This is a genomic window from Desulfosarcina alkanivorans (assembly GCF_009688945.1).
Taxonomy (GTDB): Bacteria; Desulfobacterota; Desulfobacteria; order Desulfobacterales; family Desulfosarcinaceae; genus Desulfosarcina; species Desulfosarcina alkanivorans.
On record NZ_AP021874.1, the window covers coordinates 1,858,129 to 1,870,913 of the forward strand.

Sequence of the window (12,785 nt, forward strand, 5' to 3'; positions counted from 1 at the left end):
TTGAATTCCGGGCCATCCTCCGGCAGCGTTTGCCCGAACCGGTTTGCAACCCCATTTACGAGGATCAATGAAATCCTTCTCCCTGATAGAACCCTATCTGCGCGCCAACCGTTACCGCATCCTTTTCGGCCTGTTGTGCCTGATCGTGGTGGATCTGCTGCAATTGTTCATCCCCCGCGTGATCAAGCGGGTGGTAGACGACCTGACCCTTTTACGGGTGGACCGCAGCGGCCTGCTCGATGCGGCCCTGACCATCCTGGCCCTGGGGCTGTGCATCGGCATCTTCCGGTTCTTCTGGCGCCGCAGCCTCCTGGGCACGGCCCGACTGGTGGAAGAGGCGTTGCGAAACCGCCTTTTCGCACACGTCCAGACCCTCTCTCCGGCCTATTTCGACCGGGTCCTCACCGGCGACCTGATGGCCCACGCCACCAACGATATCCAGCAGGTGCGCATGGCCTCCGGCATGGGGCTGGTGGCCTTGAATGACGCTCTTTTTTTAGGATCGGCGGCCATCGGTTTCATGGTGTATATCAATCTGGAACTGACCCTGTATGTCTTGATTCCCATGCCGCTGATCGTTCTGGGCACCCGGTTTTTCAGCCGGCGGATGCACCGGCGCTACAAGCGGGTACAGGGCGCATTCAGCGAACTCACCGAGGCCATCCGTGAGCGCTTTTCCGGCATCCGCGTCATCATGGCCTACAATGCCCAGGAAACCGAGGCCCGTCGGGTAGCCCGGATCTCCGGTGCCTATGTAAAAGAGAACATCGACCTGGTGAAAATTACCGGGGCATTTTTCCCGCTGATGCTGCTGCTCACCAATCTGAGCCTGGCCATCGTCCTGTTTCAGGGCGGCCGCCAGACCATCTTCTCGCGAATCACCCCCGGCGATTTCGTTGCCTTCATCAGCTACCTGGGGCTGCTCACCTGGCCCATGATGGCCCTGGGCTGGGTGACCAATCTGATCCAGCGCGGACGTGCCTCCCTGGACCGCCTGGACGGCATCTTGCAGACACGGCCGGAGTTGGCCGAAGCCCGGGACGCAATTTCCGTCTCCGGGTTCCATCAGCGACTGACCGTCGAGGATGTCAGCTTTGCCTACGACACCGACCGGGGCCGCGTGCTGGACCACATCGATCTGCGGCTGGACAAGGGGGACACCCTGGGCATCGTCGGGCCTCCGGGTGCCGGCAAGACCACCCTGATGCATGTATTGATGCGTCTCTACGATGTGACTTCGGGCAGGATCCGCATCGATGGCATCGACATCCGCCAACTGAAGATCGAATCCCTGCGGTCACTGGTGTCCGTTGCTCCCCAGGAGCCCTTCCTGTTTGCGGGAACCGTCCGGGAAAATATCACCTTCGGCAGCAAAAGGGTATCCGACGCCGAACTGCAGCAGGTCACGCACATGGCGGCCCTGGACGACACCATCGACGAACTGCCCGACGGGTTCGACACGGTGGTGGGAGAAAAAGGCGTCATCCTGTCCGGCGGGCAGAAGCAGCGGGTGGCCCTGGCCCGGGCCCTGCTCAACGACGCCCCCATTATGGTTCTCGACGATCCGGTCAGCCAGGTGGACACGCGGACGGCCGCCCGCATCGGCCGCACGCTGAAAGCCATGGCCGGTGAGAAAACGCTGTTGATCGTCTCCCACCGCCTGTCGGCCGTTCGCCATGCGGACCGCATCGTGGTAATGGAAAAGGGACGCATCGTCACCGCCGGCAGTCATGCCCGGCTGATGGCCGCCGGCGGATACTATGCCCGGTCCTATCGGCTTCAGGAGATGGAAGATGCGATTTGACTACGGCTACGATGAAGAGCAGCGGCTGGGGAAATCATACGACCTCAACCTGCTGCGGCGAATTCTTCCCTTTGCGGCCCCCCATCGGGGCAAACTGGTCGTATCCGTGCTGCTGGTGGTGGCCATTACCCTGCTGGAATTGTCCGTCCCTTACATCACCAAGGAAATCATCGACCGTCATATCCTTCCACAAAACCGCATCAGCGGCAATTCCGGCAGCTCGGATCAGGCCGCGCCGCAACAGCTGACCGTTGACCTGACGGACCCCGAGGTCGCTGCAGTGGTGGCCCGGCACGACCACCTGTTCCGGATCCGCGGTGACCGGGCGACCATCCACCTGGCGAATCTGGACCGTCTCGATCAGGCCACGTTGAGCCAGTTACGGCACCGGGACCTGTCCGGGCTGGCTGCGGTCGCCGGCCTGTTCATGGCGGTGGTGGTGGCCATTTTCGTCTTCACCTTTGTCCAGAATCTGATCATGGAACTGGCCGGCCATCGGATCATGCACGACCTGCGTGTGGGCCTGTACCGTCACCTCCAGGCCATGCCCCTGTGGTTCTTCAACCGCAACCCCGTGGCCCGCCTGGTCACCCGGACCACCAATGACATCCAGAACATGCACGACCTGTTCACGTCATTCATTTCCATGGTGTTCAAAGACATGTTCCTGCTGGTGGGCATCGCCGTCGTCCTTCTGGCGATGGACTGGCGTCTGGCCCTTTTAACCTTTCTGGTACTTCCCCTGGTCGTGATGACGGCCTTCGGTTTTTCCATGCGGGTTCGGGATGTGTTCCGGGAACTGCGCATCAAGGTGGCGGAAATCAACACCCGCTTTTCCGAAACCATCAGCGGGATCAAGGTCATCCAGACCTTCCGCCGCGAACGGGAGAACTTCGATGCCTTCGCCCGTCTCAATCACGACAACTACCTGGCGGGAATGCGGCAGATCAACATCTTTGCCGTGTTTATGCCCATCATCGAAATGCTGGGCATTACCAGCATCGCCATTGTCGTCTACGTCGGCGGCGGCCATGTGCTGGACCAGTCGGTGAGCATCGGTGTCCTGGCCGCATTTCTGGCCTACATGAAAATGTTTTTCCGCCCCATCCGCGACCTGGCGGAGAAGTACAACATCCTGCAAAACGCCATGGCCTCGGCCGAACGGATCTTTCTGCTCATGGACAGTCCGGCCACCGGCATAAAAACGGGGACGGCGACCATACCCGGCCCCATAGAAGAGATCCGCTTCGATGGGGTGTCGCTGGCCTACAACGGCGGCGAACCGGTGCTGGAATCGATCGACCTGACCATCAAAGCCGGGGAAACCATAGCCATTGTGGGCGCCACCGGCTCGGGAAAAACCTCTCTGGTGAACCTGCTGGTACGCTTTTACGAGCCCACCGCGGGAACCCTGCGTGTCAACGGCATCGATACTGCGTCCATCCCCCGGGCCGAGTTGAGAAAACGAATTGCACTGGTCATGCAGGACCCGTTCCTGTTCACCGGTTCGCTGAGATCAAACATCTTTTTTGGTGTCAACGGTTTTTCGGACGACCGGCAGGCGACCATCCTCGAGGCATCCCGGTGCAGCGACCTGATCGCCCGTCTTCCGGACGGCCTGGACACCCGCATCTCGGAAGGGGGCGGTTCCCTGTCCAGCGGTGAGCGCCAATTGCTCTCGGTGGCCCGTGCTTTTACAGCCGATCCTGAAATTATCATCCTCGACGAGGCCACCTCCTATGTGGATTCCCAGACCGAAGCGCAGCTGCAGCAGGCCATCGCCAACCTGATGCGCGGGCGAACCTGCGTGGTGGTGGCCCACCGCCTCACCACCGCCCGCACCGCCGACCGGATCGTCGTGCTCAGCAACGGCGTGGTGATGGAAACCGGCACCCACGCGACACTGATGGCCGCACGGGGATTATATTACCGGCTCTACCAGTTGCAAGGCCGTTAGGGCCGCCGCACCACGCCGCTTATCTTGCGTTCTCTGCGGACCGCCGGCGTCCGGCTATTCGTACGTTTTTCAATGGATTAGCACCTTTTCCGTGAACATCCGATCCACGTACATAAGACTTGCCAAAATGGGTTTGACATGGTAGGTTAGCCTCGTTTTCGGTGGTTCCTTGATCATTCAAATCTTACATAAATTCCGATAGTGTTCTACTCATTAACGCAACATTGTAGTGGTTCCTGATGATGGGCTATCAGGGCCTCCCCTTTAATCTCTTTAATTACAGGAGGATTGGATAGATGGCTTATGATGCGGTAAATATGGCAGACTGGCAGATTTCTGAAGCAGCTGAGGAAAACATGCCGACGCCGGAACAATGGCAGGAAAAGCTGGGACTCAAGAAAGAGGAAATGCTTCCCATGGGGCGTCTGGCAAAAGTCGATTTCCTGAAAGTAATCGAACGGCTCAAGGACAAACCCGATGGCAAGTACATCGAAGTGACCGCCATCACCCCGACCCCTCTGGGTGAAGGCAAAAGCACCACCTCCTGCGGTCTGATGGAAGGTCTGGGCAAACGCGGCGTCAACGTGGGCGGCGCCCTGCGTCAGCCCTCCGGCGGCCCCACCATGAACGTCAAGGGTACGGCGGCCGGCGGCGGCAACTCCCTGCTGATCCCCATGACCGAGTTCTCCCTGGGCCTCACCGGCGACATCAACGACATCATGAACGCCCATAACCTGGCCATGGTGGCCATGACCGCTCGCATGCAGCATGAGCGCAACTACAACGACGAACAGCTGGCCCGCCTCACCGGCATGCGCCGCCTGGACATCGATCCCACACGCGTGGAAATGGGCTGGATTATCGACTTTTGCGCCCAGGCCCTGCGCAACATCGTCATCGGCCTGGGCGGCCGCTTCGACGGCTTCACCATGCAGTCCAAGTTCGGTATTGCCGTCGGTTCCGAGCTGATGGCCATCCTGGCCGTGGCCACCGACCTCGGCGACCTGAAAGAGCGCATCAACAACATTACCGTGGCCTTCGACAAATCCGGCAAGCCGGTCACCTGCCGCGACCTGGAAGTCGGCAACGCCATGGCCGCGTTCATGCGCAACACCATCAACCCGACGATGATGTGCACCGCCGAATACAACCCCTGCTTTGTGCACGCCGGCCCCTTCGCCAATATCGCCGTGGGCCAGAGTTCCATCATCGCCGACCGCGTCGGCCTGAAGCTGTTCGACTACCACGTCACCGAATCCGGCTTTGCCGCCGATATCGGTTTTGAAAAATTCTGGAACGTGAAGTGCCGCTTCTCCGGTCTCAAGCCCCACGTCTCCGTGCTGACCTCCACCATCCGCGCCCTGAAGATGCACGGCGGCGGCCCCAAAGTCGTTGCCGGCAAGGCCCTCGACGACGCCTACACCAAAGAGAACCTGGAACTGGTGGAAAAGGGCATCGAGAACATGGTTCACATGATCGGCGTCATCCGCAAGGCCGGCATCAATCCGGTGGTCTGCATCAACCGGTTCTACACCGACACAGATGCCGAATGCGCCATCGTTCGCAAGGCTGCTGAGGCAGCAGGCGCCCGTTGCGCCGAGTCCAAGCACTGGGAAAAAGGCGGCGACGGCGCCCTTGAATTCGCCGATGCCGTCATCGACGCCTGCAACGAAGAAAACGACTTCGACTTCCTCTATCCGCTGGACATGAAACTGCGCGACCGCGTCTCCATCATCGCCAAGGAAGTCTATGGCGCCGACGGCGTGGATTGGGCTCCGGAAGCCAATGCCAAGGCCGAAATGCTGGAAAATGATCCCAAATACGCCGACTTTGCCACCATGATGGTCAAAACCCATCTTTCCCTGAGCCACGATCCGGTCAAAAAGGGTGTGCCCAAGGGCTGGCGTCTGCCCATCCGGGACGTGCTCATCTACTCGGGTGCCAAGTTCCTCTGCCCCTGTGCCGGTACCATCAGCCTGATGCCCGGAACGGGCTCAAACCCCGCCTTCCGCCGCATCGATGTCGACCCGGAATCGGGTAAAGTGACCGGTCTGTTCTAGATCGATCCAAAACGTTGCATGTTCATTGGCCCGGGCCTTTCGCCCGGGCCTTTTTTGTTGAAATCCTTGACAAAAATAGGAAAACGCCCATACTATCACCCCAAATAGCAATTGCCGGTCTAACTGAGAACCGATGGAATGAACCATTCACAATTTGAAACTTGAAATTGGAAATTAGATAACGCGTTCGCAAGCTTCTGTTTGTTCCAATTTCTATTTTCTAATTTCCCCGATCGGAACCCGATGGAAAAAATCACCGACGACACCATGCGCCAGACGATTGTCTCCACGCTGATCGAGACGTTCGATGCCATGCTGTCCATGACGCTGGAAGCGGTCGATGAAAGTGCGCCCGCCGCTCTCGATATAAACAGGATGGTGGGGGCGATCCACTTCGGCGGCGAAGTGGTGGGCGTGATGAGCTTTAATCTCTCCGAGGCATTCGCCCTCACCGTCACGGCTGCCATGCTGGGCATTGAAGCGGATCAAATAAAGAACCAGGAGGAAATCAAGGATGTCATCGGCGAGTTGGCCAACATCGTCGCCGGCAACCTGAAAACTGAATTTCTGGACGTCGGCCTCACGTGCGTCATTTCAACGCCATCCATCACATCGGGAAGCGATTTCAAGATCGATCCGGTTGACATTGCCGAGCCGCTTCAATTTACATTCAAATCCCAGGATGATTGGGTCCAGGTGGAATTATGCGTCAAGGAAGAGATTGGCGCCAAGGAAGATATCATGAGCGACCTCTCCAGCGAGGTCATCATGGAGCGGGTCGCCGGCGTGGACATCAAGACGGCCATCATCAACTCCGTCATCGATGTCTTCTACACCATGCTGGACATGGAAGTGGAAGCCATCCAGGAAGTGCCTGAATCCTTTACTGAAGAGATGCGGACCGTAGGGTCGGTGACTTTCGCCGGCGAGGTCGACGGCATGTTCAACATCCAGGTCAATGATGACTTCGGTAAAGCAATGACGGCGGCCATGCTGGGCATGGAAGTGGACGAAATCGAAAGTGAAGAAGAAGTCTACGATGTCATCCGGGAACTGAGCAACATCATTGGGGGCAACCTGAAATCCAATTTTGTGGATGCCGGGCTTTCCTGTGTCTTGTCCACGCCGGCCATCACCAACGGACGGGACTTCAAGGTGAGCCCGACCCACGTGATCACGCCCTCCCGATTTCTCTTTTCACACAAAGACAGCATCATCATCGTTGAAGCCGGCGTCAAAAGAGACAAGTCCGTTTCCGAGGAAGCAGATGATGAAACCGGAGAGGACAAAGCGCCGCCGTCGTCGACAGATCAGGTGATGATGACCGAAACCGATGGAGAAGTAGATCAGTTCAAGAATCTCGGCCTCGTCATGGACATCCCGCTTCAGGTCACCGTCGAACTGGGCCGATCCAAAAGGCGGATCAATGATGTGCTTAAAATGGGACCGGGATCCGTGGTTGAACTGGAGCAGATGGAAGGGGAGCCGGTCGATATCCTGATCAACCAGACACTGATCGCGAAGGGTTTCGTCGTGGTGGAAAAAGAGAAGTATGGTATCCGGATCAGCGAAATTGTCAGCCGGAAGGAACGGATGAAAAGCATCCGATGATCCACGGTGGGAATCGTCGGCCGGTAAGGGATCATTGGATATTGTTGCGGGCCATCACCTCGTCGTAAATAACCAGATCCATCAACCCCATTTCCTCAATAGGATTTTTTCTCGCCAGGTGTTCCAGCATGCACCCCTGCCTGATTTCAAAATCAGGCATCAATGCCACACCGTCGGAGAACAGTTCAACCGTTCGGCCGCCGTCGACCAGGGGCCGCCCATTTTTAAGTCTGTTGATGGCCGCGTCCCAATCCCGATGAAACGCCGTACGGACCACTTGTTGAAGTTCTCTCACGTTGCCTGGCCAATCGTATGCCTTCAGCTCTGCCAAATGGGAAAGTAAGGGTTGGGCGATGCTTTCCCGTGCTTCCGGACGGCTGCATTGATTGAGAAAATAGTCAACCAACTGGGGAATGCGTTCGACGCTGTGACGAAGTGGCGGGATGTAAATGGAAAGCCCGCTGAGCAATTCGCCCAGTTCAGGATTTACGTCACCGGTCGCGACACAGGCTTCCAGCGGGCGGGTGGCGGTGGAAAAGACCAGCATGCCGCCTTTGTGTCCGTCGGACGAAAAATCAAAGGCCAGAAACTTGCGCCTGAGCAATTCCAGCAGGCGCACCTGCAGTCTCATCTCCATTTCATCAACGTCATGGAGGTACAGCACACCCTGGTGAAAAAGCCTGAACAGGTTGAACATGGAAGTGTCGGGCTTGGATGAAATCGGTTTGATGCAGGGTGTATCGTCCGCGCCTTCGGCGACAGAGAGTTCCGGACAGTTGATTTTGACGAAAGGAGATCCGCTATGGGGAGAGCGGGCGTAAAGCAACCTGACGATCGCCTCCTTGCATAACCCCTTTTCACCGGACAACTGCACACCCAGGCTGGCATGGCCCATGGCATCGATAACATTGTAGAAAATATCCGCATTATCGCGATTTAAAAAAGGCGTTGTCACCGAGGGGTCTCTTTCTATGGTACAGAAGTTGTGGTATGGAACGCTGCCCGGTCGGCGGGTGGTCACTGCCGGCTATCGGGGGGATAAACCAGACAGAAATCGGACGAAAATCATCAAAACCGCCAATAGCGCTGCGTATATGTATAATTGACGAAATTCCCTCTAAAAATCAACCCTATTTTTACATGTATGAAATACGCTATAATATACGTATTTTTTGCGGCCGTGAAAAACCCGGGGGCCGTCCTGAATACCGGTCGGGGCCTGCAGGATGACCGGCGGTAAACCAGAGGCCGGCAAATATCAAGGAGAGGGGGCACAGTCGGCATGCCTGCGGCGGCGGGTTCAGGGCAGTTAACGGCGCAGTGTTTTCTTGACAGAAGAGGTCAAACATGCTTGAAAAGTCTCGCAAGAACGGGCCGTTCGGCTGCAGCGGCGATACAGTCGCCCTGCCGGCGGCGCCGGTGAAAATCCATATTCCCAGGGTGTAATGCCCGGTGGAAAAATTTCCAACCGCAACGAAAAGAGGAGAAACAAATGAAAATCCTGGTCGGTTACGACGGGTCCAATTCGGCCAAGGATGCCTTGGCGCTGGCTAAAAAACACGCAACCGCTTTTAATGCGGAAGTCATCATCGTTTCATCCCTGACCGGCGGAAACGTCACCCACGCAGTGGAAGTGGAACATGCGAATGAAGATCTTGAATATGCGGAAAAAATATTTAAAGCCGATGGAATTCCCTGCGCCACCAAGCTGCTGGTACGCGGCATGACGCCGGGCGAGGACATTGTCGAATACGCCAAAGAAAAAGCCATCGACGAGATCATCATCGGCATCAAACGCCGCTCCAAAGTCGGCAAGCTGCTTTTCGGATCAAACGCCCAATATGTCATCATCAAGGCCCCCTGCCCCGTCGTCACCATCAAATAGCCGCCAAATAGCCGTTTACCGGGGCGGCATCAACCAGCCGCCCCGGTCCCTGGAAAAACATCAGTTTTCCATCAACCCAGAAGCCATGCTGACCCCACGAAAGGAAATCCCGTGATCATCGCCGGCCTCACCGGGGGCATTGCCAGCGGCAAATCGACGGTGTGCGGATTTCTTCGCGATGCCGGAGCCCGGATCGTTGACGCCGATAAAATTGCCAGGGCGGTCGTCAGACAAGGGACCCCCGCCTACGATGAAATCTGCTCTTATTTCGGCGGAACCATTTTACAGCCCGACGGTGGTATCGACCGTGAACGGTTGGGCGACATCATTTTCAACGACCCGGAAAAAAAAGCGCGCCTCGATGCCATCGTTCACCCCCGGGTTTTCGAACAATCCGCGCATATGATCGATCGCATAGCGGTCCAGGCACCCGATGCAGTGATCATTCTGGACGTCCCGCTGCTTCTGGAGGCGGGCATGGAAAAGGACCTGGCGGAAGTGATCGTTGTCTATGTGCCGGAAACGCTTCAATTGAAGCGGCTGATGAAACGCGATGGCATCGGTGAAAAAGCGGCCATGGCCCGAATCCGGTCCCAGATGCCCATTGAAGAAAAGCGCCGGCGGGCCACCATCGTGATCGATAACAGCGGTGCCATGGAAACCACACAGCGATCCGCCCTGGCTGTCTTCAAGCGGTTGCAGAAAAAAGCGGCCCCCCCGTTTGCCGGTGACCCGACAACGGCCTGAGAGGGATAGGGCATCATCCGTCGGCGCCCCGGGTAACCATCCGATTTTGTTTGACAGGTTTTCTGCCCTGCCTTATATTGGTTTCGCTTGATGATACGGGTCACATCGGCACCCGGGACCGACCCCGCCTAAGGAGGAATATGGAATGGCTGCAATGATTGCAGGCACCCTCCCTTGCCATTACAGGCTGTCCTGATCCGGAGATGTATCCGGAACTGCAGACCAAGAAGATCTTACCCTATCGGGTTGTTTCGGCTCCTTCGCAATTGAACACGGAAAGTGCTCGTCGTCCATGCAACAACATTTAATGCGCCGGAAACGGATTTGTGAACAACACCTGCAGACGTTGGGCGGGATAACGTCTGCCCTTGGAGAAAAGGACAGCTACACCCGGGCCCACGGCCACCGGGTTGCCCTGTATGCGGTGCGTCTGGCCAGGCGGCTGGGGCTGCCCGCGGAAGACATCCGCAATATCGGGATCGGAGGATGGTTTCATGATGTGGGCAAACTCGCCCTGAGCGATCACATTTTAACCAATCGGGAAGCCCACCTTTCCGGGGAACTCCGGCAGGAAGTTCGCTGTCACCCGCTGATTGGAGCGGCCCTGCTCAAGCATATCGACTTTCTGGGACCGGCTGTGGATTTTGTATTGTTCCACCATGAGCGGAAGGATGGCAGCGGTTATCCCTTTGGTCTCAAGGATGGAGAAATTCCGCCGGGAGCGAAGATTGTCAGTATTGCCGACTGCTTCGATGCAGTCACCACGGACCGCCCCTACCAAAAGGGGCAGTCCATCGCATCAGCTTTTAAAATCCTCCGCGACGGCTGCCGCCGGTGTTTCTGTGAAGCCTACGTTGAGGTGTTTATCGAAGAGATTGAAGAAAACGGGATAATTCGGAACACCGGCCCTGCGTCACTGCTCGTGGACCAGCTGGTTCGTTCGGCCGCCGGTTACCCTGACATGTAACCGGGCATCCGATGGCGTTCTTTGCCGACAATGGCCGCCGGAGATCATGTTGGAACGGGCGCGATGGTCATGATGGTACGGAAAAACGGTAACGGGCCGAATTCGGCCTGTTTTTTTTTTGGTCCTTAAAAAGAAGATGAAACGAATATGGATCGGACTTTTTTAGAAGAATTGAACAAGCGGCGAACCTTCGGCATCATCAGCCACCCGGATGCCGGCAAGACTACGCTGACGGAAAAACTGCTCATGTTCGGCGGGGCCATCCAGATGGCCGGGGCCGTAAAGGCCAAACGGGCCGGCCGCTATGCCACCAGCGACTGGATGACCATCGAAAAAGAGCGCGGTATTTCGGTGACCACGTCGGTCATGAAGTTCAATTACAACGGATTTGAAGTGAACCTGCTGGACACGCCGGGTCACCAGGATTTTTCCGAGGATACCTATCGGGTACTCACCGCCGTGGACAGCGCCCTCATGGTGATCGACAGCGCCAAGGGCGTGGAGCCACAGACCGAAAAGCTCATGGAGGTGTGCCGCATGCGCAACACCCCCATCATGACCTTTATCAACAAACTGGACCGCGACGGGTTATCGCCCCTGGACATTCTTGCGGACATCGAGGAAAAGCTCCAGATCGAGTGCGCCCCCCTTTCCTGGCCCATTGGCATGGGAAAGCGCTTTCGGGGCGTCTACAATTTATATCACCGACAACTTCACCTGTTCACCGCCGGCGGACAGACCCGCCATCAAGAGGGGGTCCTGATCACCGATCTGGCCGATCCACGGGTGGACGAGATGCTCGACAGCCAGGCCGGGGAATTGCGCGACGACGTTGAACTGCTGGAAGGCGCCGCCAACCCGTTTGAACTGGACCAGTATCTCAAAGGCAGCCAGACACCGGTTTTCTTCGGCAGTGCCATCAACAACTTCGGCGTACGGGAGCTGCTGGATGCCTTCGTGGAAATGGCACCCCCGCCCAAGGCGCGGGCCACGACCACCCGCATGGTTTCCCCGGAAGAGCCGGCCTTTTCCGGTTTTGCCTTTAAAATTCAGGCCAACATGGATCCTGCCCATCGTGACCGCATCGCCTTTGTACGCATCTGTTCGGGCAAATTCACCCGGGGCATGAAGGTGTTCCAGACCCGCGTCGGCAAACCGGTCACACTTTCCAATGCCACCATTTTCATGGCTCAGGACCGCACCCACGTGGATGAGGCCTATCCCGGTGATATCATCGGGATTCACAACCACGGCACCATCAGTATCGGGGACTCCTTTTTCGAAAAAGAACGCCTCAGCTTCACCGGAATTCCCAATTTTGCACCCGACCATTTCCGCCGGGTTCGACTGGAAAACCCCCTTAAAGCCAAGCAGCTGCTCAAAGGGCTGACCCAGTTGGCCGAAGAAGGGGCCGTCCAGTTTTTTCGTCCGATGTCGGGGAACAGCTATATTTTGGGTGCCGTCGGCGTTCTTCAGTTTGACGTCACCATGGCGCGGCTTAAAGCTGAATATGGGGTCGATGCCGCCTATGAACCGGTGACCTTTGCGGCGGCCCGGTGGGTGACCAGCGACGACAGGAAACAGCTGGAGGCCTTTGAAAAAGACATGTATGCCAGCCTGGCCCATGATTCCCAGGGGAAGCTGGCCTACCTGGCATCAAGCCTGTGGCGCCTGGAAAATGCCATGGAGGAGTGGCCGGGGATCGACTTCCACAAAACCCGTGAACTGGCCGAATCGTAGACGGTGCGGCCCCA

9 protein-coding genes are annotated in these 12,785 nt (G+C 57.2%); 8 read left to right on the forward strand and 1 reads right to left on the reverse strand.

Translation table 11 applies throughout. From position 1 onward, the window contains the following. The first annotated feature begins 67 nt into the window (after positions 1–67). The 4 genes from DSCA_RS08220 to fliN all read left to right on the forward strand — a co-directional run bounded on the left by DSCA_RS08220 (position 68) and on the right by fliN (position 7,432). The gene (locus DSCA_RS08220) at positions 68–1,804 is read left to right on the forward strand and encodes an ABC transporter ATP-binding protein (protein ID WP_155315968.1); all 1,737 of its coding nucleotides are present in this window, start codon (positions 68–70) and stop codon (positions 1,802–1,804) included. Beyond that, positions 1,794–3,761 carry an ABC transporter ATP-binding protein gene (locus tag DSCA_RS08225; RefSeq protein WP_155315969.1) on the forward strand — a complete coding sequence of 656 codons (1,968 nt, stop codon included), beginning with the start codon at positions 1,794–1,796 and terminating at the stop codon, positions 3,759–3,761. Before DSCA_RS08220 ends, DSCA_RS08225 begins: the two co-directional genes overlap by 11 nt. 296 nt (positions 3,762–4,057) lie before the next feature. Then, positions 4,058–5,821 (forward strand): formate--tetrahydrofolate ligase, encoded by a 1,764-nt coding sequence (locus tag DSCA_RS08230; protein WP_155315970.1) that lies wholly within the window; start codon positions 4,058–4,060, stop codon positions 5,819–5,821. Between the two features lie 243 nt (positions 5,822–6,064). Further along, positions 6,065–7,432 carry a flagellar motor switch protein FliN gene (gene fliN / locus DSCA_RS08235; RefSeq protein WP_155315971.1) on the forward strand — a complete coding sequence of 456 codons (1,368 nt, stop codon included), beginning with the start codon at positions 6,065–6,067 and terminating at the stop codon, positions 7,430–7,432. Positions 7,433–7,463: 31 nt separating this feature from the next. On the opposite strand, the gene DSCA_RS08240 is transcribed toward fliN, so the two are convergent. Beyond that, a complete protein-coding gene (locus DSCA_RS08240; RefSeq protein WP_155315972.1) occupies positions 7,464–8,387 on the reverse strand; it encodes a sigma 54-interacting transcriptional regulator in 924 nt (307 codons plus the stop codon). Between the two features lie 537 nt (positions 8,388–8,924). Here DSCA_RS08240 and DSCA_RS08245 point away from each other — a divergent pair. The 4 genes from DSCA_RS08245 (at position 8,925) to DSCA_RS08260 (ending at position 12,771) form a co-directional block, all read left to right on the forward strand. Continuing rightward, positions 8,925–9,317: a universal stress protein gene (locus DSCA_RS08245; RefSeq protein ID WP_155315973.1), complete on the forward strand. Its 393-nt coding sequence runs from the start codon at positions 8,925–8,927 to the stop codon at positions 9,315–9,317. Between the two features lie 111 nt (positions 9,318–9,428). After that, complete coding sequence (coaE, locus tag DSCA_RS08250; protein WP_155315974.1) at positions 9,429–10,064, forward strand: dephospho-CoA kinase; 636 nt, start codon at positions 9,429–9,431, stop codon at positions 10,062–10,064. Between the two features lie 292 nt (positions 10,065–10,356). Beyond that, entirely contained in the window at positions 10,357–11,031 is a 675-nt protein-coding gene (locus tag DSCA_RS08255) for an HD-GYP domain-containing protein (protein ID WP_155315975.1), read from the forward strand. A gap of 147 nt (positions 11,032–11,178) precedes the next feature. Then, positions 11,179–12,771: a peptide chain release factor 3 gene (locus tag DSCA_RS08260; RefSeq protein ID WP_155315976.1), complete on the forward strand. Its 1,593-nt coding sequence runs from the start codon at positions 11,179–11,181 to the stop codon at positions 12,769–12,771. Positions 12,772–12,785 lie beyond the last annotated feature (14 nt).

What these genes read in the sequence shown, in the direction of transcription:
- fliN (WP_155315971.1), top strand. Translation starts at nt 6,065, where the DNA reads ATGGAAAAAATCACCGACGACACCATGCGCCAGACGATTGTCTCCACG.
- DSCA_RS08260 (WP_155315976.1), top strand. Translation starts at nt 11,179, where the DNA reads ATGGATCGGACTTTTTTAGAAGAATTGAACAAGCGGCGAACCTTCGGC.
- DSCA_RS08220 (WP_155315968.1), top strand. Translation starts at nt 68, where the DNA reads ATGAAATCCTTCTCCCTGATAGAACCCTATCTGCGCGCCAACCGTTAC.
- DSCA_RS08255 (WP_155315975.1), top strand. Translation starts at nt 10,357, where the DNA reads ATGCAACAACATTTAATGCGCCGGAAACGGATTTGTGAACAACACCTG.
- DSCA_RS08245 (WP_155315973.1), top strand. Translation starts at nt 8,925, where the DNA reads ATGAAAATCCTGGTCGGTTACGACGGGTCCAATTCGGCCAAGGATGCC.
- DSCA_RS08230 (WP_155315970.1), top strand. Translation starts at nt 4,058, where the DNA reads ATGGCTTATGATGCGGTAAATATGGCAGACTGGCAGATTTCTGAAGCA.
- DSCA_RS08225 (WP_155315969.1), top strand. Translation starts at nt 1,794, where the DNA reads ATGCGATTTGACTACGGCTACGATGAAGAGCAGCGGCTGGGGAAATCA.